This is a genomic window from Achromobacter sp. (assembly GCF_050285565.1).
GTDB lineage: Bacteria > Pseudomonadota > Gammaproteobacteria > Burkholderiales > Burkholderiaceae_B > Achromobacter.
Genome location: NZ_JBLZXG010000003.1, coordinates 328,339 through 349,640 on the forward strand (window position 1 = coordinate 328,339; position 21,302 = coordinate 349,640).

Sequence of the window (21,302 nt, forward strand, 5' to 3'; positions counted from 1 at the left end):
CTGGTGAGGCGGCGCGTCAGTGCGCGGCGCGCGGGCGGAAGGTCTTCAGGCGCAGCGCGTTGCCCAGCACGAACACGCTGGACAGCGCCATGGCGCCGGCCGCGAAGATGGGCGAGAGCGACAGGCCGTAGGCCGGATACAGCGCGCCGGCCGCCAGCGGGATCAGCGCGGCGTTGTAGGCGAAGGCCCAGAACAGGTTCTGGCGGATGTTGGCCAGCGTGGCGCGGCTGAGGGCGATGGCGTTGGGCACGCCGTGCAGGTCGTCGGCCATCAGCACCACCGAGGCGGCCTCGATGGCGACGTCGGTGCCGGTGCCGATGGCGATGCCGGTGTCGGCCGCGGCCAGCGCCGGCGCGTCGTTGATGCCGTCGCCCACAAAGGCCAGCTTGCGGCCGCCGGCACGCAGCGCGGCGATGGCCTGAACCTTGCCGTCGGGCAGCACTTCGGCGCGCACTTCGTCGATGCCCAATTGCCGTGCCACGGCCTGTGCCGTATGGCGGTTGTCGCCAGTGATCATGGCGGTTTTCAGACCCTGCGCATGCAACGCCGCGATCGCGGCCCCCGCCGACGGCTTGACCGGGTCGGTCACCGCCATCATGGCGGCGGCCCGGCCATCGATGGCGACGTAGATCGGCGTCTTGCCTTCATTGCCCCATTGCTCGGCGCGCTGGCCGAAGGCGCTGACATCGACGCCGCGCTCGGCCATCAGGCGGTCGGCGCCGGCCAGGACCTGCTTGCCGGCCACGCTGGCCTGCACGCCCGCGCCAGTGATGGCGGCGAAACCTTCGGCCGGCAGCAGGCCAATCTGGCGGCCGGCGGCGGCCGCCACGATGGCCTGGGCGATCGGATGCTCGGAGCGCGCCTGCACCGAGGCGACCCATTGCAGCACGTCTTCCGCGCGATAGCCCGCGGCTGGTTCCAGCTCGGTCAGCGTTGGCTTGCCCAGCGTCAGCGTGCCGGTCTTGTCGAACGCCACCACCTGCACGTCGCGCAGCGTCTGCAAGGCGTCGCCCTGGCGGAACAGCACACCCATCTCGGCGGCGCGGCCGGTGCCGACCATGATCGAGGTCGGCGTGGCCAGGCCCATGGCGCAAGGGCAGGCGATGATCAGCACCGCCACCGCATTGACCAGCGCGTGCGACAGCGCCGGCGTGGGCCCCAGGAAGAACCAGGCCAGGAAGGTCAACAGCGCCATGCCCATCACCGCCGGCACGAACCAGGCAGTGACTTGATCCACCAGCGCCTGGATCGGCAGGCGCGCGCCCTGGGCCGCTTCGACCATGCGGATGATGCGCGCCAGCATGGTGTCGGCGCCGGTGTGGGTGACGCGCAGCGTGAAGCTGCCTGCGGTGTTGAGCGTGCCGCCGGTGGCCTGCATGCCGGGCTGCTTCTCGACCGGCACCGGTTCGCCGGTCAGCATCGACTCGTCGACATACGAACTGCCTTCGATGATCTCGCCGTCCAGCGGGATTTTCTCGCCGGGGCGCACCATCACGATGTCGCCCTTGCGCACCTGTTCGATGGCGATGTCCCGGGGCTGGCCGTCGCGCAGCACGCGCGCGGTGCGCGGCTGCAGGCCGATCAGGCGCTTGATGGCCGCGCCGGTCTTGCCCTTGGCGCGTGCTTCCAGCGTGCGGCCCAGCAGGATCAGCGTGACGATCACCGCCGCCGCCTCGAAGTAGACATTGCGGGCGGCTTGCGGCAGCCATTGCGGGGCAAAAGTCGCCACTACCGAATAGCTCCAGGCGGCGCCGGCGCCCAGCGCCACCAGCGAGTTCATTTCCGGGGCGCGGCGCCACAGCGCGACCAGGCCCTTGCTGAAGAAGTGGCGGCCGGGCCAGGCCAGCACCGCCGTGGTCAGCACGAATTGCAGCAGCCAACTGTTCTGCTGGCCGATGTGGGCCAACACCCAATGATGCATGGCGGGTATCAGGTGCGAACCCATTTCCAGCGCGAACACCGGCAAGGTCAGCGCCAGGGCGACGACGAAGGCCCGTTGAAGGCGCCGGGCCTCGGCGTCGCGCGCCTCGGACTGGCGTTCGGCGTGATCGTCCTGGGCGGCGATGGGGTGGGCTTCGTAGCCGACCTTGACCACGGCCTGCACCAGCGCGTCGGGCTGGGCCGTGGCCGGGTCGTAGGCCACCAGGGCGCGCTCGGTGGCCAGATTGACCTGGGCCTGGGCCACGCCCGGCACCCGGGTCAGCGCTTTTTCCACGCGCTTCACGCAAGACGCGCAGGTCATGCCTTCGATGGCGAGTTCGAGCTCGACGGGAGGGTTGGCTACGCTCATGGCAGTCTCGGTCTGATTGGGAAGTCCCCAGTTTGATCCTTCCCATCGTGGGAAGGTCAAGGGGCATTCTATGCTTGACCTTCCTATAATGGGAAGGTCTAAGCTGGGTTCGAGTTCGCGCCGACGGCGGCGCGGCGATCCTTGATCAACCGGAGAATCACCATGAGCATCGAATTCCAAGTCCCCGACATGACCTGCGGCCACTGCGTCAAAACCATCACCGGCGCGGTGACGGCGGCGGCGCCGGGCGCGACCGTGGCGGTGGATCTGCCCGCGCATCGGGTCACGGTCAGCGGGACTGATCAGGCCGAAAAGGTCGAGGCCGCGATTCGCGAGGCCGGCTACGAGCCGCAGCGGGTCTGAAGCGGACCGCCGCCGGGCATGCGATAGAAAGCATCTGGCGGCGGCTGTTCAGGTATTGTGAAAATCTATCAATCAATTAAATTAATTAAATTTGAATAATTGATAGTGGCGATTTATCATTCTTTCCATGGTGGTTAAACAAGACCCCGCTACCCAAGGAGAGATTGCATGCTGCAAAACCGTGAAGGCCAACGTGTTCCCAACGTAACGTTCCCCGTCCGCGAGGGCAACACCTGGAAGCAGGTCACGACCGACGACCTGTTCAAGAACAAGACCGTGGTGGTCTTTTCGCTTCCCGGCGCTTTCACGCCGACCTGCTCGTCGACCCACCTGCCGCGCTACAACGAGCTGGCCCCGGCCTTCTTTGCCGCTGGTGTCGACAGCATCGTCTGCGTGTCGGTCAACGACACCTTCGTCATGAACGAATGGGCCAAGGACCAGGAATCGGCCAACATCACGCTGCTGCCCGACGGCAACGGCGAATTCACCGATGGCATGGGCATGCTGGTCGACAAGCGCGACCTGGGCTTCGGCAAGCGCAGCTGGCGCTACTCCATGCTGGTCAAGGACGGCGTGGTGCAGAAGATGTTCATCGAACCCGAAAAGGAAGGCGACCCGTTTGAAGTGTCGGACGCCGATACCATGCTGGCCCATGTCGCCCCGTCGGCCAAGAAGCCCGACCAGGTGGTGGTGTTCTCCAAGCCCGGCTGCCCGTTCTGCGTGCAAGCCAAGGCGCTGCTCGAAGACAAGGGCTATGCCCCGATCGAGATCCCGCTGGAGAACAAGGTGCGCGGCCGCGTGATCGGCGCCGTGTCCGGCAAGGGCACCGCCCCGCAGGTGTTCATCAATGGTGCGCTGATCGGCGGCCTGGACGAGCTGAAGGCGCACTTCGCCTGATGCTGGCCGGGGAAGGGGCGGCGCCTCTTTCCCTTGCCGCGGCCGCGCCAGCAGCGCGCGGTCCGGCGCGCCGGTTTCCCTTTTTCCGCATCTTCGCGCGGCCCCCGGGCGGGCGCCGCGGGACGGGTTCGTCCAAGAGGGTGCGCAACAAGGCGGAATCCGCCTTTGACAACGTTTGCTCCATGCCACACCGGGGGATCCCAATCATGAAGACTCTGCACACCGACATCGCCGTCCTCGGCGCCGGCACCGCCGGCCTGGCCGCCTATCGCGCCGCCAAGGCCGCGGGCAAGCGCGCGCTGCTGATCGAAGGCGGCCCCTACGGCACCACCTGCGCCCGGGTCGGCTGCATGCCGTCCAAGCTGCTGATCGCGGCCGCCGAGGCCGCCCACCAGGCGGCGCACACCGCGCCCTTCGGCGTTCACGTCGAGGGCGAGGTCACGGTCAATGGCGCGGAAGTGATGGATCGCGTCAAGCGTGAGCGCGACCGCTTCGTCGGTTTCGTGCTCGAAGGCGTGGAGAGCATCCCGGCCGAAGACAAGATCCGGGGCTACGCCCGCTTCGAGTCGGATACGGTGCTGCGGGTCGATGACCATACCGAGATCCATGCGTCGCGCGTGGTCATCGCCACCGGTTCGCGGCCCTCGGTGCCGCCGCCGTTCCGGGCGCTGGGCGATCGCCTGGTGCTCAATGACGACGTGTTCGCCTGGGACGACCTGCCGCGCCGCGTGGCGGTGTTCGGCCCCGGCGTGATCGGGCTGGAGCTGGGCCAGGCGCTGGCGCGGCTGGGCGTCCAGGTGCGCGTGTTCGGCGTCAGCGGCAGCCTGGGCGGCATCAGCGACCCGCAGGTGCGCCACAGCGCCCGCAAGATCTTCCAGCGAGAGTTCTACCTGGATCCGGATGCGCGCGTGCTGGAAACCCAGCGCGTCGGCGACGAGGTCGAGGTGCGCTACGTGGCGCTGGACAACAGCGAACGCACCGAGCGTTTCGACTACGCGCTGGTGGCCACCGGCCGCCGTCCCAACGTGGACGGCCTGGGCCTGGAGAACACCTCGCTGCAACTGAACGCGCAGGGCGTGCCGCTGTTCGACCGCGACACCATGCAGGCGGGCGAGTCGGCCATCTTCATCGCCGGTGATGCCAATGCCGACGCGCCGCTGTTGCACGAGGCCGCCGACGAAGGCCGCATCGCCGGCGAGAACGCGGCGCGCTATCCCGAGGTGCGCCAGGGCCTGCGCCGCGCGCCGCTGGCGGTGGTGTTCTCGGACCCGCAGATTGCGCTGGCGGGGCAGGGCCATGCCCGCCTGACACCGGGCACCTTCGTGACGGGCGAGGTCGATTTCGGCGACCAGGGCCGTTCGCGGGTGATGTTGAAGAACCGCGGCCTGCTGCACGTGTATGCCGACATCGCCAGCGGCCGCTTCCTGGGCGCGGAAATGGTCGGCCCCAGCGCCGAGCACATCGGCCACTTGCTGGCGTGGGCCGTGCAGCAGGAGCTGACCGTGGCGCGCATGCTGGAAATGCCGTTCTACCATCCGGTCATCGAGGAAGGCCTGCGCACCGCGCTGCGCGACGCGGCCGCCAAGCTGGCGCGGGCGCGGGAAGCGCTGCGTCAGGTGGAGGCGGAAGACGCCGCGGCGTGAACCTCGCCGCCATGCAGAAGGGCTGCCCCTGGGGGCAGCCCTTTTTTCGTCCAGGCCGGGAATCAGTCGTCCGACTGCTTCTTGGGCGCGGGGAACGGATTTTCGCGCAATTGCAGGGTGAAGCCGGCGCGCTCGTCCTGGCCCAGCTCACGCGCCAGGTAGGGCATCGCTTGCTTGAGGGCGTCGTGCAGCGTCCAGGGCGGGTTGATCAGGAACATGCCGCTGCCGTGCAGGCCGTAACCGTCGATGGTGGCCTTCTTGACCGTCAGCGTGGCGTGCAACCAGCTCTTGACCTTCAGGTTCTCGAAGTGGCGCGCCATTTCGCTGGCCTCGCGCCGCTGCACCAGCGGATACCAGACGGCGATGGTGCCGGTGGCGAAGCGCTTGACGCATTCCTTGACGGTGATCAGCGTGCGGCGGTAGTCGTTCTTGTCTTCATAGGACGGGTCGATCAGCACCATGCCGCGGCGCGTCGGCGGCGGCAGCAGGGCCTTGACGCCCTCGAAGCCGTCATCGCCGTAGATGGTGGTCTGGCGCTGCGCGGTGCGATCCATGTGTTCGAGGTTGCCGACCAGGGTGTCGATCTCGGTCGGGTGCATCTCGAACAGGCGCAGGCGGTCGGACGGACGCAGCGCGTCCAGCGCCAGCCAGGGCGAGCCGGGGTAGCGCTTGAGGCGGCCGTTGGTGTTGAAGGCGCGGATGCGGGCGACGTAGTCGGCCAGCAGGGGCGGCAGATCGTCGCGTTCCCACAGGCGGCCGATGCCGTCGGCGAACTCCGAGGTCTTGGCGGCCCAGTCGCTGTCCAGGCTGTAGAGTCCGGCGCCGGCGTGGGTGTCGATGACCCAGTAGGGCGCGTCCTTGCGGTTGAAGTAGTCCAGGGTGTGGACCAGGATGGCGTGCTTGAGCACGTCGGCGTGGTTGCCGGCGTGGAAGGCGTGGCGATAGCTGAACACGGGGCGGGGGCCTCAGGCGGCCGGCCGGATGGCGGCCAGTTCGTCGGTGAAGATGCCGTCGATGCCCCAGTCGAGCAGCAGGCGCGCGCGCTCGGGGTCGTTGACGGTCCAGGCGGCGATGCGGTAGCCGGCGGCGTGCACGGCGTCGATCAGTTCGCGCGTGGCGTCCTTCTGGTTGATGTTCAGGGCGACGCAGTCGTACTTGACCAGGCGGTCGAGCCAGTCGGCCGGCACCTTTTCGACCAGCAGGGCGCGCGGCAGCTCGGGCGCGGCGTCCTTGGCGGCCTGCAGCGCTTCCTCGGCGAAGGAGGACAGCAGCGGGGCCACGGCGGCGCCTTGCCACAGTTCGCGGGCGGCCAGGGCAACGGCGGTGCCGGTTTCGGCTTCGCGGTCGGGACAGGGCTTGATCTCGACGTTGCTGGCGATGCCGTTGGCGAGGGTGTAGCGGGCCACGGCGGCAAAGGTGGGCAGCGGCTCGCCGGCGTAGGCGGCCGAGTGCCAGCTGCCGAAATCCAGTTGCGCCAGTTCGCTGAAGCTCTTGGCGGCGGCAGGGCCGTGGCCGTTGGAGGTGCGGTCGACGTCGTCGTCGTGCATCAGCACCAGGACGTTGTCGCGGCTGAGCTTGACGTCGTATTCGAACATGGTGAAGCCGTGTTCGGCGCCGACGCGCATGGCGGCGAGGGTGTTCTCCGGGGCCAGGCGGCCGCCGCCGCGGTGGGCGATGTGGCGGGAATAGGGCCAGGTGGGGAGGGATGCGGACATTTCTTTTGATGCTTTTTGGGTTCTTTGGGACAGGGTGGAAGGATACTCTGTTCTGGGGGTTCTTTCCCTTTGGCGGGGGGCTTGCCTGCTTTCCTGATTATTGGGGGCTTTGGTTCTTTTGGGCGCCACGGCCCCGCCGTCGCTCGCGGTGGTGAATGGTCGGGATGCCGCTGGGAAGGGGGGGGCGTGCTTGGGCTTCGTGGGAAGAAAGGGGGCGCTCGAAAGGTCTGCTGGCGGCTTTGCCGGACATACGTGGGGGTTGCTCGCGGGGCGAGCGCGGCACGCAGTACCCGCGGACGTGAGAGCGGGAACGGCATCGAAAGTCATCTCTGCATTGTTGAAATGGGGGGTGGAAGCAACCGGCGATGGGGCGTCGGGTTCGAGGTTCACGATACGATCGGGGACGGAAGGCGGAAACGGGGGGCCGGGTTGGCCGGGGCCTGCTTGCATGGGGGTGGAAAGGCCTCGCGGCGCGGGCCGGGCCGCTGGCGGTGAGCAGACGCTGCGGGACGAATGAGAAATGCTAAAATCCGCCCGCTGACCCGGTTTGACCGGTATGGGAATAGGGCGAATGAGGTTCGCCTTTTTTTATGCGTTTTCGTGCGCCCCGGGCGGAAGTCTCCTCCCGAGTGCGGCAACAGGGATTCCATGTTCGAATTTATTCGCAGCCACCGGCGCTGGATGCAGTTCATCCTGCTGCTTCTGATTGTGCCGTCCTTCTTCCTTGTCGGGATCCAGGGCTATGAGAGTTTCATGCGCAAGGAGCCGGAACTGGCGACGGTCGCCGGCCAGCCGATTTCCCGCGCGGAGTTCGATCAGGCGCACCGCAACCAGCTGGAACAGTACCGCCAACGCCTGGGCGCGCAGTTCGATCCGGCCGTGATCGACACGCCGCAGTTGCGCGAAGCGCTGCTGAACCAGTTGATCAATCAGCGCCTGCTGGCGAACGTGGCCGTGGACAACCGCTTCTCGGTGTCCGATGAAACGCTGCGCAACACCATCGCCGCGATCCCGGAAGTGCAGGACAACGGCCGCTTCTCGCCCGAGCGCTACCGCCAGGTGCTGGCGGCGCAGGGCATGTCGCCCACCTCGTTCGAGGCCGGACTGCGCCGCGACCTGGCCGTGGCCCGCGTGCTCGAGCCGGTCGGCCAGTCGGCGAGCGCGCCCGCCGACGTGGTGGCGACGCTCGAAACCGCCCTGACACAGCAGCGCACGGTGCAACTGCGCCGCTTCGCCGCGGCTGATTTCCGCTCGCAAGTGACCGTCACTCCGGCCGACATCCAGGCTTGGTACGACGCCAACAAGCAGCAATTGCAGATTCCCGAACAGGTCCAGGTGCAATACCTGGTGCTGAACGAGGCCGCCGCCACCGAGGGCGTGCAGGTCAAGCAAGAGGATCTGGCCTCGTACTACGAACAGAACAAGAACCGCTTCGGCCAGCCCGAGCGCCGCCGCGCCAGCCACATCATGATCGAAGTGCCCGCTGGCGCTTCGGAAGACGCGCGCAAGGCCGCCCGCGCCAAGGCCGAGGACCTGGCCAGGCAGGCCGCCGCCGACCCGGCCCAGTTCGCCGAGCTGGCCCGCAAGAACTCGCAGGACGCCGGTTCGGCCGCCAACGGCGGCGACCTGGGCTGGCTGGCGCCGGGCATGCTGTCCGGCCCGCTGGAAAAGGCGATCTTCAGCCAGTCCAAGGATGAGGTGTCGGGCGTGGTCGAAAGCCCGTCGGGTTTCCATGTGATCAAGGTCACCGATATCCAGCCGGCTTCGATCAAGCCGCTGGCCGAGGTCAAGGACCAGATCACCGCCGAAGTGCGCAAGCAACTGGCCGCCGTGCGTTTCTCGGAAATGGCCAGCCAGTTGAACAAGCAGGTCTACGACCAGCGCGACAGCCTGCAACCGGCCGCCGACGCGGTCGGCCTGAAGCTGCGCAGCGCCTCGGGCGTGACGCGCGAAGGCCTGCTGCCCGCCGACCAGGCAGGCCCGGGCTCCGCCGTGGACAGCCCGGATGCCGCGCTGCTGGACAACCCGCGCGTGCGCCAGGTGCTGTTCTCGCCCGACGTGCTGCGTGAAAAGCAGAATTCCGGCGTGATCGAGCTGTCGCCCGACACCATGCTGGCGGTGCGCGTGGCCGCGGTCGAACCGGCCCACGTGCCAGCGCTGGACAAGGTCAGCGATTCGATCCGCGCCAAGCTGCTGGACGAGCGTTCGGCCGAGGCCGCCAAGAAGGCCGGCGAGGCCGCGCTGGCGGCCGACCAGGCCAATCCGGCCGCGGCGCCGGAAGGTTTTGGCGGCCCGCTGGTGGTGTCGCGCCAGGATCCCAAGAACCTGCCGCGCGCGGTGCTGGACGCCGTGATGCGTCTGCCGGCCGCCAAGCTGCCGGCATACACGGGCGTGCAGTCGGGCGCCGATTACACGCTGGTGCGCCTGGAGAAGGTCGAGGCCGGTACGGTCGAGGCCGCCGACAAGGAACGCCTGGCGCAGCAATTGTCGGGCGCCTGGGGCCAGGCAGAGAGCGAAGCGCTGGTGCGCATGCTGCGCGAGGAATACAAGGTGCAGGTGCTGCCGGCGGCCGCGGACGTCATTCGCGGCGGCGACGCCTCGCAGCAGGCCGCGGGCTGATCCGTCGCGCGGCCGGTCGCGGGCCGCTCAGGCCCGCGTCATTGCAGCAAGGGCCGCAGCGCCGGCCACACATTGTCCAGCAATTGCGGCTGGGCATCCTCATTGGGATGGATGCCGTCGGCCTGGAACAGCGCCCGGTTCGTTGCGATTCCTTCCATCAGGAAGGGCACGAGCCGGGCGTTTTCGTCTTTGGCGACGGTGGCGAACACCTGGGCGAAGCGCTGGGTGTAGTCGCGGCCGTAGTTCGGCGGGATCTGCATGCCGACGATGACCACCTCGGCCTCGGCTTTGCGCGCCGCCTGCGCCATGGTGCGCAGATTCTGTTCCGTCATGTTCAGCGGCAGCCCGCGCAGGGCGTCGTTCGAGCCCAGTTCCAGCACCACCACCGCCGGTTCATGCTGGCGCAGCAGGGCCGGCAGACGGGCGACGCCGCCGCTGGTGGTGTCGCCGCTGATGCTGGCGTTGACCACCTTGTACTTCGGGTATTGTTCGGAAAGCCGCGCGGACAGCAGCGGCACCCAGCCGGTGCCGCGCTTGATGCCGTATTCGGCGGCCAGGCTGTCGCCCACCACCAGCACGGTGCGTTGCGCGGAACCCTGGGCCGCCGCGGCGGTCTGAGCGTGGGCGGGCGCCACCAGGGCGGCCGCGGCCAGCGTGGATATCAGTAGCGAGCGGCGAATCAGGGGAATCAGGCGCATGGATAGCAAGAATTCGATCGAGGTGAAAGGGCTGGGCAAGCGGGTGGCCGATGCCGGCGGGACGCTGTCGATCCTGGAAGACATCGATTTTACGGTGGCGGCGGGCAGCGCCGTGGCCATCACCGGCAGTTCCGGCTCGGGCAAGTCCACCTTGTTGGGACTGCTGGCCGGGCTGGATGTTCCCAGCGCGGGCAGCGTGCGCCTGGCGGGCCAGGATCTGTTCGCCCTGGACGAAGACGGCCGCGCGCGCCTGCGGGCCAACCATGTGGGCTTCGTGTTCCAGTCGTTCCAGCTTTTGCCGAACCTGACGGCGCTGGAAAACGTCATGCTGCCGCTGGAACTGGCCGGCCAGCCGGCGCGCGAGGCGGCCCAGGCCATGCTGCAGCGTGTCGGGCTGGGGGCGCGCCTGCATCACTATCCGCGCACGCTGTCCGGCGGCGAACAGCAGCGCGTGTCGCTGGCGCGCGCCTTCGTGGTGCGTCCCGACCTGCTGTTTGCCGACGAGCCCACCGGCAGCCTGGACGCCGCCACCGGCGTGACGGTCATCGACCTGATGTTCGACCTGCATCGCGAGCACGGCACCACGCTGGTGCTGGTGACGCACGACCCGCAATTGGCGGCGCGTTGCGGTCGCCAGGTGGTGCTGGCGGCGGGGCGCATGGTGGCCTGACGCGGGGACAGGGCGGGGCCAATTGCGCCTGCCCCGGGAAACAAACCTGAAACGAGAACGCCACCCGAAGGTGGCGTTTTTGCATGGCGCTTGGCCTTACTTGGCCTTGGCCACGGCCTGGTTCCAGGCGGCCACGACGGCCTCGTATTCCTTGGCGGCCGCATCTTGGCTGAGCGGGAAGATCTTGATGCTGTTGAAGTCGGGCAGGGTGGTCAGGCTGGCCACGGCGATGTCGCTGCGGGTCGGGCGGCGGAAATTCTTGACCAGTTGCGCCTCCTGCGCTTGCTTGCTGAGCAGGCCGTCGTACAGCACCTTGGCGGCCTCCAGGTTCTTGGCGCCCTTGATGATGAACATGCCCTCGGGCGCCAAGTAGCTGCCCTCGGTCGGGTAGACCAGCTTGATTTCCTTCTGGCCGCCGGCCACGTACTCCTGGGCGGCGTATTCCAGCGTCATGCCGGCCGCGTATTCGCCGGCCGCCACGCCCTTGTAGGTGGTGCCGGACGAGGCGGTGACGACGGCGTTGGCGGCGATCTTGTCCAGGCCTTCCTGGCCAAACTGCTTGTACAGGCCGTAGACCAGCATGTAGGCGGTGCCGCTCTTTGACGGGTCGGTGATGGCGAACTTGCCCTTCCACTGCGGCTGCATCAGGTCGGACCAGGTGGCCGGCGCGGGCAGGCCCTTGAGCTGGCGTTCGTTGACCATCAGTACCATGATGTGCACGTTGGTGCCGACCCACAGGTCGTCGGGTCCGCGGAACTCGGCCGGGATCTTGTCGATGTCGGCCGGACGGTACGGCTGCAGGTGCTGGCGGTAAGCGCCCAGGGTGCCGAAGCCGCCGCTCCAGAACAGGTCGCCGCGCGGGTTCTGGGCCTCGGCCTCGATGCGCTTCATCATCGTGCCGGTGCCGCCGGTGACCGGCTGCACGTTCAGCTTGGGCGACTGCTTTTTGACCGCGTCGAGCGCGGTCTCGATGGTCTCGGTATTGTTGGACGAGTACAGCACCACGTTCTGCGCGTGCGCGGCGCCCGCGGCCAGGGTGGCGGCCAGCAGGCCGGTGTGCAGGAGGTGTTTGAGATGCATGGAGAGCCTTTGTGGATGCGGGTTATTTGCCGGAGAACAGCTTGATGCGGAATGCCTTGACCGACACGATGATGGGCAGCACGATCACCGTCACCAGCGCCGCGCCGTAGGCCGAGGCCATGCCGAGGCGGCCGCCGTCGACCTGGCGGAAAATGGCGATCGGCATGGTTTCCAGGCCGCCGCTGTAGGCCACGATGGAGGCCGACAGCTCGGAAATGGTGGTCAGCCACATCAGGATGGCGGCCGAGATGATCGAGGCCTTCATGGCCGGCAGGATCACCTTGAAAAAGGTCATCAGCGGCGACACGCCCAGGCTGATCGACGCTTCCTCGATCGAGTCGGGAATGTTGAACAGTACCGACGAGGCGTTGCGCACCGCGAACGGCAGGCGCCGCACCGCATAGCACAGCACCATGATGCCCGAGGTGCCGGCCAGCACCAGCCAGCCGGTGTTGAACGTTTGCACCAGCGCGATGCCCAGCACCGTGCCCGAGATGGTCAGCGGCAGCACCACGATGTAGTCCAGCACCTGAGTGGCGGCGCTGCGCTTCTTGATGGTCAGGTAGCTCACCAGCACCGCGAAGGCCACGCCCGTCACCGTTGCCAGCGAGGCGAACTTGAGCGAGTTCAGGATCGGTTCGGGCGCGCCGTGCAGGGCCCGCTGCATGCTGGCCAGCGACCACGTGCCCCATTGCATCACCGGCCCGCTGGTCTTGGTGAAGGCGGCGATGAACACCACGATCAAGGGCAGCAGCGACAGCAGGATCACCAGGCCGACCCCGCCGGTGTACAGCACCGCCTGCCAGGAGCGCACGCGCCGCGCGGCGGGCGCGCGGCCCTGCGTCATGGTGTAGACCTTGCGCTCGACCACGCGCTTCTGCACGAACAGCACGATGGCGACGATGGCGATCGACACCACCGACATGGCGCTTTGCAGCGTCGGGCTGCCGCCCATTTCGCTGACGAAGGTGTTGTAGGTCATCACCGACAACAGCGGCACGCGGCTGCCCAGCAGCATCGCCAGCGCGAAATTGCCGACCACCAGCGTGAACACCACCAGCGCGTTCACCAGCACCGCCGGCAGCAGCACCGGCACCAGCACCCGCAACTGCGTCATCAGCGGCGGCGTGCCCAGGCTCAGCCCGGCTTCTTCCAACTGCCCGTCGAAACCGCGCAGCGCGGCCAGCACGCCCAGGTAGATGTAGGTGTAGTAGACCAGCGTCATCGAGAACACCATGCCGGTCCAGCCGTAGAACGACGGCAGCGAGATGCCCGCGTCGCCCAGCAGGTTGGTCAGGATGCCGTTGTTGCCCAGCACCAGCAGCCACGACTGGCCAACGATGATCTCGGGAATGACGATGGTCAGCACCGGCAGGATCGCCACCAGGTTCTTGAGCGGAAAGTCGTAGCGCGCCACCATGTAGGCGAACGGCACGCCCACCAGGATGGTGCAGGTCGTCACCACCAGCCCCAGCACCAGCGTGTTGCCGAAGGCCTCCAGGTATTGCGAGTCGGCCAGCAGGGCGCGAAAACCCTCCAGCGAGAAGCCGCCGTCCTGGCCGGTGACGCTGTTGCCGAACAGCACCGCCAGCGGATACAGCACGAAGAACAGCAGCAGCGCCAGGCTGATTGCCGTCAGGATGCCCCAGGGCCACCATTTGATTTTCATGGCGTGGCGGTCCTCAGGCGTTGACGACGCGGCTGTCGGCGGGAATCAGCACCTGCACGGCCTCGCCGGGCTGGAACTGCGCCACCATGTTGCCCGCGTGCAGCTCCACGCGGATCTCCGAGCCGTCCTGCAGCGCAATGCGGTAGGCGGTCTTGAAGCCCAGGTACTGGCGCCGCAGCACCTTGCCGGGCAGGGTGTTGGGCACGTAGGGCGCGGGCGCCATCAGGGCCAGTTCCTCGGGGCGGGCGATCAGCACCGCGCGTTCGGCCAGCGTGTCGCTGCCGAGGGTGCCGTCGAACCCCAGTCCGCACAGTTCGTAGCGCACGTGGCCGGCCGGCGCGCCCGCCAGCCCGGCGTGCGCCGGCACCGGGATCACGTTGGCCGAGCCGATGAAGTCGGCCACGTAGGCGTTGACCGGGGTGCCGTACAGTTCCTCGGGCGTGCCCAACTGGGCGATGCTGCCGTGATCCATGATGGCGATGCGGTCGGACATGGCCAGGGCCTCTTCCTGGTCATGGGTCACGAATACGGTGGTGATGCCGGCTTCGCGCACCAGGTCGAGGATGACGTCGCGCATCTGCAGGCGCATTTTGGCGTCCAGGTTCGACAGCGGTTCGTCCATCAGCAGCACGCGCGGCCGGATCACCAGGGCGCGCGCCAGCGCCACGCGCTGGCGTTGGCCGCCGCTCATCTGCGCCGGGTAGCGGTCGGCCAGCGCCGCCAGGCCGACCTTGTCCAAGGCTTCGCCGGCGCGCCGCTTGATTTCGGCGCGCGCCACGCCGCGGGCGCGCAGGCCGTAGGCGACGTTGTCGAAGGCGGTCTTGTCGGGAAACAGCGCGTAGTCCTGGAACACCATGCCGATGTCGCGGCGGTGCGCCGAGACGTGCGTGACGTCGTCCTGATCGAACAGCAGGCGGCCGCCGTCGGGCGCGTAGAAGCCGGCAATGCAGCGCAGCAGGGTGGTCTTGCCGCAGCCGCTGGGCCCGAGCAACGTGTAGAACGCGCCGTCGGGGATGTGCAGCGACAGGTCGCGCAGCACCTGCTGGCCGCCGAATGTCTTGATGATGCCGTCTACGGTGATCGATGCCATGAAAGGTTCCTGCTTGGGGTTGAGCGCATCATAGGAAGGCGGGCCGGTGACGACCAGCGCTGTTTTTTAAGAGCTGGCGTTAGTTTTTCTAAGAGGTCGGCGCCGCCGCAATCCCCTAGAATGCGGCTCATAGCAACGGCGCCGCCCCGCGCGGCGCCGGCAAGAACAGAGATGACAGGGGAAATCGTGGCAACAAGCAGCAAAGCCTCGCGCCGGGGTGGCGCACGGGCGGGCGTCGCCTGAGATGGCGGCTCCGAGCCTGCCGCCGCTGAAAGCCCTGCGGGTGTTCGAGGCCGCGGCGCGGCTGCGCAGCTTCACCGCGGCGGCCGACGAACTGAGCATCACGCACAGCGCGGTCAGTCAGCAGATCCGTATCCTCGAGGATTACGTCGGGCAGCCGCTGTTCGCGCGCGAGGCCCGGGGCGTCACGCTGTTGCCGTGCGCGCAGGCGTATTTTCCCGAGGTCCAGGCCAGCCTGGAGCGCATCGCGGCGGCCACCGCCAAGCTGCGCTCGCCCGGTTATGGCGGGGTGCTGCGCGTGAGCGCCACGCCGTCGCTGACCATGAAATGGCTGATTCCGCGCCTGTCCGCCTTCCAGGCGCGGCACCCCGGCATCGATGTGCAGCTCACCACGCAGGGGCGCTCGTTCCCTGACCGTGGCGACGAGACCGGCAGCGACGTACTGATCCGCCATGGCTTTGTGGCACACGCCGAGATGAGCTGCGTGCATTGCCTGGACGATTTTCACGTGCCGGTGGCCTCGCCGCGCTTCATCGAGCGCAACCGGCTGGCCACGCTGGCCGACTGTCTGGGCCACCCGCTGCTGAAGGTGGCCGGCGGCATGGACCACTGGCCGCGCTGGTTCGCGCTGGCCCGGGTGGACGTGCCGGCGCAGTTGCCCGGGCCGGTGTTCGACCACCAGTTCCTGTGCATGCAGGCCGCCATGAACGACCTGGGCATCGCCCTGGCGCCGTGGTGCCTGCTGCAGGACGACCTGCGCGCCGACCGGTTGCGGCCGTTGTTCCTGCAACCGCGCCTGCCCAATGCCGGCGTCCACGCGCTGTTCCGCCCGTACGGGCCGGCGGCCGCGGCGGCGCGCCAATTCATCGACTGGCTGGGCCGCGAGGCCGGCCATCCGCCACCCGAGCAATAGAAAAGGATCGACCATGCAAGATTTCCAGAGCGACGCCGGCCTGCACTGGCGCGGTATCGCGCCGCCGCTGGCGCTGTCGGACTACAAGGTCATCGCCTTCGACATGGATTCGACGCTGATCGCCATCGAGACCCTGGACGAGATGGCCGACCTGATGGGCAAGAAGGCCGAGGTGGCCGCGCTGACGGAAGCGGCGATGCGGGGAGAGATCGTCGATTACAAGCAGAGCCTGCGCCAGCGCGTGGCGTTGCTGGCCGGCATGCCGGCCGCGGCGTTGGACGAGGTCTATGAACGGCGCCTGACGCTCAACCCGGGCGTGGAACGGCTGATCGCGGCCTGCAAGGCCGCCGGCCTGTTCTGCCTGCTGGTGACGGGCGGCTTCACCTGCTTTACCGACCGGCTGCGCGCGCGCCTGGGGCTGGACGATGTGCGCGCCAACGTGCTGGAGATCGAGGACGGCCGCCTCACCGGCCGCCTGCTGCCGCAGCCCTGGGGCGACTTGTGCGATGGCGAGGAAAAGCGGCGCAAGCTGCTGGAAGTGTGCGCGGCCCTGGGGGTGGGGCCGGCGCGCGCCATCGCGGTTGGCGACGGTGCCAATGACCTGCCGATGCTGCGCGTCGCCGGCCTTTCGGTGGCGTATCACGCCAAGCCGGCCGTGCGGCGCGAGGCCAAGGTGGCGATCGACCAGGGCGGGCTGGATCAGTTGCTGCGTCTGTTCGACCGGCCGGCGCGCTGACGCCGCCGGCCACGCCGTCGCGGTCCCGCCTCAGGCGCTGATCAGCCCGGGGATCTTCACGTCCGGATCGACATCGGCGTCGTAATCCACGCCGTCGATCTCGAAGCCGAACAGGCGCAGGAATTCCTGCTTGTAGCCGGCGAAGTCGGTCAGTTCATACAGATTGGCGTCGGTTACCTGGTGCCATAGCGCCTGCACCTGCGCCTGCACGGCAGGCTCCAGTTCCGGATAGTCGGCGCGCAGGCGGCCTTCGGCGTCCAGGATCGGCGCCGAGCCGCACAGGCTGTCGCGGTACAGGCCGTACACCTGTTCGATACAGCCTTCGTGCGTGCCGCGTGCCTTCATGACCTTGAACAGCAGCGACAGGTACAGCGGCATCATCGGAATCGCCGAGCTGGCCTGGGTCACCACCGCCTTGAGCACCGAGACGCGGGCGTCGCCGCCGCGCGCGGCCAGCTTGGCGCGGATGTCCAGCACCTTCTGGTCCAGATCTTTCTTGGCGGCGCCGATCGAGCCGTTCCAGTAGATGTCGTGGGTGATCTTCTCGCCCAGGTAAGTGAAGGCGGTGGTGGTGGCGCCCTCGGCCAGCACGCCGGCTTCGAGCAGGGCGTCGATCCACATCTGCCAGTCCTCGCCGCCCATGACGGCGACGGTGGCGTCGATCTCTTCCCGGGTGGCGGGTTCCAGCACCGATTCCTTGATCACTTCCTTGTCGGTGTCCAGGCCGCGCAGCGTGACCGCCCGGCCGACCGGCTTGAGGGTCGAATTGAACACCGTGCCGCTGACCGGATGGGTGCGGCGCGGCGCCGCCAGGCTGTAGATCACCTGGTCGACCTGGCCCAGATCCTGCTTGATGGCGGCGATGGTCCGCGCCTTGATGGCGTCGGAGAAGGCGTCGCCGTTGATGCTCCTGGCGTACAGGCCCTCGGCGCTGGCGAACTTGTCGAAGGCGGCGCTGTTGTACCAGCCCGGGGTGCCGGCCTTGGCGGCCTCGCCCGGGCGCTCGAAGAACACGCCCAGGGTCTGCGCGCCACAGCCGAAGGCGGCGCTGATGCGGGCGGCCAGGCCGTAGCCGGTGGAGGCGCCGATCACCAGCACGCGCTTCGGCCCGCCCGCGATCGGGCCCTGGGCGCGGACATAATCGATCTGCTGTCTGACGTTGGCCTCGCAGCCGACGGGGTGGGTGGTGACGCAGATGAAGCCGCGCACGCGGGGTTTGATGATCATGGGGACCTCGTTCTGGAAAGCCGGGAGGGGGCCGCGCGCAGGCGCAAGACGCCCGGCATTGTACGGGAGCCGCCGCGCGGCCGGGCCCGTCTTGTGATGCGGATCAGGCCGGCGTGGCGGACCGGCCGCGGCCGCGGCGCCACTCCACCAGCCCGATGCCGATGCCGCTGGCGCAAATGATGGCAATGCCCAGCCAGGTCAGGGGATCCGGGAAGTGGCCCCACACCAGCCAGCCGACCGTGGTGGCGCTGATGATCTGCAGGTAGATGAAGGGCGCCAGGGTCGAGGCCGGCGCGCGCCGGTAGGCGGCGATCTGGAACAGATGGCCCAGGCCGCCGGTCAGGCCGGTGGAAATCAGCAGCGTCCAGTCCAGCGGCGTCAGTGCCTGCAAGACGGGCAGGGCGGGCGGCAGGATGAAGGGCAGCGCCAGCGTCAGGCAGCCGGTGCCGACCGCGCCGCTCCAGATCAGCGAGGTGAACGGGTCGTCGCCCGCGACGCGGCGGGTGGCGATGAACTGGGCCGCGAAGCAACAGGCCGTGAGCAGGCCGAAAATGGTGCCGACCGGGTGCAGTCCGCCTCCGGGGCGGATGACGATGATGACGCCGACAAAGGCGATGCCCGCCGCGACGAAGCGCGACATGCGCGCCGGTTCCTTCAGGATCCACGGCGCCAGCGACAACACCAGCAAGGGCGCCAGGAAGTTGATGGCGGTGGCTTCGGCCTGGGGAATGTAGCTGAGCGTGGTGAAGAACATCAGCGTGGCCAGGAACATCGAGCCGCCGCGCAGGAGCTGTTCGCGCGGCTTCTTGCTGCGCAGGATGCCGGTCCCGCGGGTGGGCAGCACCAGCGCCAGCACCAGCAGCAGGTGCACCGCGTAGCGGAACCACGACAGCACCAGCAGCGGCACCCCCGCGTTCATGACCCACTTGCCGCTGGCGTCCAGGCAGGACAGCGTCCACATCGACAGCACCAGCAGCAGGATGCCGACGAGCGGGCCGCTGGCGGCGGGCGCGCCGGAGCGCGGGCGACCGGTATCGGCCGGGGACATTGACAGACTCCTTGTGCGCGATCAATCCCGGGCGGGGCCGCCGGGGCGCTGACATGATACGCTCATCGCGGCAGGGGGAAAGGTTCATGATCGAACTACGCAACATAGAAACATTTTTCTGGGTCGCCACGCTGGGCAGCTTCCGCGCGGCGTCCGACAAGCTCAACACCACGCAGCCGGCGGTATCGCAGCGCATCGCCTCGCTCGAGGCCGATCTGGGCGTGCGGCTGTTCGAGCGTGATGCGCGTGGCGTCAAGCTCACCGCCAAGGGCCACGAACTGCTGTCGCACGCCGAACGCATGTTGCAGGTGCGGCGCGACATGTTCGAGGCGGCGCGCGAGCAGAATGTCATGACCGGCACTGTGCGCATCGGCGTGGCCGAGACCATCGTGCAGACCTGGCTGCCGACGCTGATCGAGCTGGTGCACGCCTCGTATCCGGCGCTGGTGCTGGAGATCGAGGTGGATACCACCCACGTGCTGCGCTCGCACCTGATGTCGCGCCAGATCGACCTGGCCTTCCTGATGGGCCCGGTCCTGGAAGCGCGGGTCGAGAACCTGCCGCTGTGCACCTATCCACTGGCGTGGGTCGCCAGTCCGCTGCTGGAGCTGGGGCCGGAGCCGTTGACACTGGAGCGCATCGGCCGGCTGCCGATCGTCACCTATCCCTCCAACAGCGCGCCGTACCGCGTGGTGCGCGACATGCTGACGCGCGCCGGCGTGGCGTCGCCGCGCATGTACGGCAGCGCCTCGATGTCGATGGTGGTGCGGATGACGCAGGACTGCATCGGCACCAGTGTGATCGCGCCGGTGTTCCTGGGCAAGGAACTGGCGCGCGGCGAGCTGCGCATTCTGCGGGTCGACGCCGACCCGTTGCCCGAGCTGAGTTTCACCGCCACCTGGGTGCAGGGGCCGGACAGCCATGCCGCGCGCCTGATCGCGCAGATGGCGCAGAAAGTGGCGGCCCAGGCGGGTGACGGCGTGCCGTCCTAGGCTCGTCGCGTCTAGGTGTTTTCCCGAAAGCGGCCCCGACGGCGCAGCCGGGCCGGCCGTGGCGCGCGCCCGGCCGCGACCGGCGCGCATGGCGCCAAGCCGCGTGGTTGCTGGCTTTGCCGCCCGCGGGCCGGGACACGCCGACCAGACCCAAGAATTATTTATACCCCCACATCGCAACATACGATTGGACGCTGGACGCCCCTGACGCTGCAATGGCGGCACATCAAGAAGATTGCCTGGATAGACAGGCCCGGGGGAAATGTCCGCTCCTCTGACGTTCCGATTTTCACCCGCGCGCTCATGGTAACGGGAACCCGCGCGCGCCAGACCATCCCGCCAGCCAGGAGTTTTGTCCATGAAGAAGTCGCTCGCTCTCGCCGCCGTCGCCGCCAGTCTGTTGGCCGGCGCCGCCCAGGCCCAAGACCTGCCCAAGACCCACCTGAAGGTGGTGGGCGGCCTGTCCAACCTGACCGCCTACAACGATTACGAAAAGCCGTTCTGGACCAAGACGATTCCGGAACTGTCCAAGGGCCAGGTCACGGCGGACATCAAGGGCTTCAATGAAATGGGCCTGAAGGGCCCCGAACTGCTGCGCCTGATGTCCACGGGCGTGGTCGAGTTCGGCACCGCCACGCTGTCGTACTTCGCCAGCGACAACCCGATCAACGAAGCCATCGACCTGGCCGGCCTGGCGCCTGACGTGAAGACGGCGCGCGAAGTGACCAACGCCTTCGAGCCGGTCTATGCGCGTCTGTACGGCGAGGGCAACAACGTCAAGCTGCTGGGCATTTCCACCTATCCGGCGCAGGTGCTGTTCTGCAATGCCGACATCAAGGGCCTGGCCGACATCAAGGGCAAGAAGGTCCGCACCAGCAGCCGCACCACGGCCGAGTTCGTCGAAGCGCTGGGCGGCTCCAGCGTCACCATGGCGTTCGGCGAAGTGGTGCCGGCGCTGCAGAACAAGGTGGTCGATTGCGCCATCACGGGTTCGCTGTCGGGCTATTCGGCCAAGTGGTACGAGGTGTCGACCCACCTGGTGGCGCTGCCGATCAACTGGAACCAGCAGATCCACGCCGTCAACCAGAAGGCCTGGGACAAGCTCGATCCCAACGTGCGCACCTTCCTGCAGGCCAATGTGAAGACGCTGGTCGACAACATCTGGGACGCGGCGGCGCGCCAGACCCAGGAAGGCTACGACTGCAACACCGGCGCGGCCGCGTGCCCGTTCCCGGTCAAGGGCAAGATGGTGCTGGTGCAGCCGTCTGACGCCGACCGCGAACTGCTCAAGAAGGTCACGCAGGAAGCGGTGCTGCCCAAGTGGGCCGCGCGTTGCTCGGCGCAGTGCGTCAAGGACTTCAACGCCACCGTCGGCAAGACCCTGGGCGTGACCGCCAGCAAGTAAGCATGAC

The 21,302-nt window shown here is 68.0% G+C and carries 18 protein-coding genes; 9 read left to right on the plus strand and 9 right to left on the minus strand.

Annotation, left to right across the window (positions count from 1 at the left end):
• Positions 1-16 precede the first annotated feature (16 nt).
• The gene (locus ACN6O8_RS07495) at positions 17-2,290 is read right to left on the minus strand and encodes a heavy metal translocating P-type ATPase (protein WP_427990429.1); all 2,274 of its coding nucleotides are present in this window, start codon (positions 2,288-2,290) and stop codon (positions 17-19) included.
• Between the two features lie 162 nt (positions 2,291-2,452).
• Between ACN6O8_RS07495 and ACN6O8_RS07500 the strand changes: the two genes are divergently transcribed.
• From ACN6O8_RS07500 to ACN6O8_RS07510, 3 genes are all read left to right on the plus strand, one after another.
• The gene (locus tag ACN6O8_RS07500; protein ID WP_427990430.1) at positions 2,453-2,653 is read left to right on the plus strand and encodes a heavy-metal-associated domain-containing protein; all 201 of its coding nucleotides are present in this window, start codon (positions 2,453-2,455) and stop codon (positions 2,651-2,653) included.
• 168 nt (positions 2,654-2,821) lie between these two features.
• Positions 2,822-3,550, plus strand: coding sequence for a glutathione peroxidase (locus ACN6O8_RS07505; RefSeq protein ID WP_427990431.1), 729 nt, complete (start codon positions 2,822-2,824; stop codon positions 3,548-3,550).
• 206 nt (positions 3,551-3,756) lie between these two features.
• Positions 3,757-5,193: a dihydrolipoyl dehydrogenase gene (locus tag ACN6O8_RS07510; RefSeq protein ID WP_427990432.1), complete on the plus strand. Its 1,437-nt coding sequence runs from the start codon at positions 3,757-3,759 to the stop codon at positions 5,191-5,193.
• 62 nt (positions 5,194-5,255) lie between these two features.
• Here ACN6O8_RS07510 and ACN6O8_RS07515 read toward each other — a convergent pair whose 3' ends face one another.
• On the minus strand, positions 5,256-6,146 hold the full coding sequence (locus ACN6O8_RS07515) for a 23S rRNA (adenine(2030)-N(6))-methyltransferase RlmJ (RefSeq protein ID WP_427990433.1): 891 nt from the start codon (positions 6,144-6,146) through the stop codon (positions 5,256-5,258).
• 12 nt (positions 6,147-6,158) lie between these two features.
• Positions 6,159-6,908, minus strand: a complete 750-nt coding sequence (gene ugpQ, locus ACN6O8_RS07520; protein WP_427990434.1) for a glycerophosphodiester phosphodiesterase — start codon at positions 6,906-6,908, stop codon at positions 6,159-6,161.
• A 648-nt stretch (positions 6,909-7,556) separates the two neighbouring features.
• On the opposite strand from ugpQ, the gene ACN6O8_RS07525 reads away from it, so the two are divergent.
• Complete coding sequence (locus tag ACN6O8_RS07525) at positions 7,557-9,527, plus strand: SurA N-terminal domain-containing protein (RefSeq protein WP_427990435.1); 1,971 nt, start codon at positions 7,557-7,559, stop codon at positions 9,525-9,527.
• 38 nt (positions 9,528-9,565) lie between these two features.
• Here ACN6O8_RS07525 and ACN6O8_RS07530 read toward each other — a convergent pair whose 3' ends face one another.
• On the minus strand, positions 9,566-10,225 hold the full coding sequence (locus ACN6O8_RS07530; RefSeq protein WP_427990436.1) for an arylesterase: 660 nt from the start codon (positions 10,223-10,225) through the stop codon (positions 9,566-9,568).
• On the opposite strand from ACN6O8_RS07530, the gene ACN6O8_RS07535 reads away from it, so the two are divergent.
• A complete protein-coding gene (locus ACN6O8_RS07535; RefSeq protein WP_427990437.1) occupies positions 10,224-10,895 on the plus strand; it encodes an ABC transporter ATP-binding protein in 672 nt (223 codons plus the stop codon). The two genes, ACN6O8_RS07530 and ACN6O8_RS07535, sit on opposite strands and share 2 nt — an antisense overlap.
• Before the next feature lie 96 nt (positions 10,896-10,991).
• On the opposite strand, the gene ACN6O8_RS07540 is transcribed toward ACN6O8_RS07535, so the two are convergent.
• Genes ACN6O8_RS07540 through ACN6O8_RS07550 form a run of 3 tightly spaced genes read right to left on the minus strand, consistent with a single transcriptional unit; the run spans position 10,992 to position 14,734 of the window.
• Positions 10,992-11,975 (minus strand): ABC transporter substrate-binding protein, encoded by a 984-nt coding sequence (locus ACN6O8_RS07540; RefSeq protein ID WP_427990438.1) that lies wholly within the window; start codon positions 11,973-11,975, stop codon positions 10,992-10,994.
• A gap of 22 nt (positions 11,976-11,997) precedes the next feature.
• The gene (locus tag ACN6O8_RS07545) at positions 11,998-13,644 is read right to left on the minus strand and encodes an ABC transporter permease (protein ID WP_427990439.1); all 1,647 of its coding nucleotides are present in this window, start codon (positions 13,642-13,644) and stop codon (positions 11,998-12,000) included.
• A gap of 13 nt (positions 13,645-13,657) precedes the next feature.
• Complete coding sequence (locus ACN6O8_RS07550; RefSeq protein ID WP_427990440.1) at positions 13,658-14,734, minus strand: ABC transporter ATP-binding protein; 1,077 nt, start codon at positions 14,732-14,734, stop codon at positions 13,658-13,660.
• 244 nt (positions 14,735-14,978) lie between these two features.
• On the opposite strand from ACN6O8_RS07550, the gene ACN6O8_RS07555 reads away from it, so the two are divergent.
• Positions 14,979-15,887, plus strand: coding sequence for a LysR substrate-binding domain-containing protein (locus tag ACN6O8_RS07555; RefSeq protein ID WP_427990441.1), 909 nt, complete (start codon positions 14,979-14,981; stop codon positions 15,885-15,887).
• A 13-nt stretch (positions 15,888-15,900) separates the two neighbouring features.
• A complete protein-coding gene (gene serB / locus ACN6O8_RS07560; protein ID WP_427990442.1) occupies positions 15,901-16,623 on the plus strand; it encodes a phosphoserine phosphatase SerB in 723 nt (240 codons plus the stop codon).
• A 30-nt stretch (positions 16,624-16,653) separates the two neighbouring features.
• On the opposite strand, the gene fabV is transcribed toward serB, so the two are convergent.
• On the minus strand, positions 16,654-17,850 hold the full coding sequence (gene fabV / locus ACN6O8_RS07565) for an enoyl-ACP reductase FabV (protein ID WP_427990443.1): 1,197 nt from the start codon (positions 17,848-17,850) through the stop codon (positions 16,654-16,656).
• Between the two features lie 103 nt (positions 17,851-17,953).
• Positions 17,954-18,898, minus strand: coding sequence for a DMT family transporter (locus ACN6O8_RS07570; RefSeq protein ID WP_427990444.1), 945 nt, complete (start codon positions 18,896-18,898; stop codon positions 17,954-17,956).
• Between the two features lie 86 nt (positions 18,899-18,984).
• Here ACN6O8_RS07570 and ACN6O8_RS07575 point away from each other — a divergent pair, with 86 nt between their 5' ends.
• Together ACN6O8_RS07575 and ACN6O8_RS07580 are read left to right on the plus strand one after the other, a co-directional pair.
• Positions 18,985-19,890 carry a LysR family transcriptional regulator gene (locus ACN6O8_RS07575; RefSeq protein ID WP_427990445.1) on the plus strand — a complete coding sequence of 302 codons (906 nt, stop codon included), beginning with the start codon at positions 18,985-18,987 and terminating at the stop codon, positions 19,888-19,890.
• A gap of 358 nt (positions 19,891-20,248) precedes the next feature.
• Entirely contained in the window at positions 20,249-21,295 is a 1,047-nt protein-coding gene (locus ACN6O8_RS07580) for a TRAP transporter substrate-binding protein (protein ID WP_427990446.1), read from the plus strand.
• The last annotated feature ends 7 nt before the right edge of the window (positions 21,296-21,302 follow it).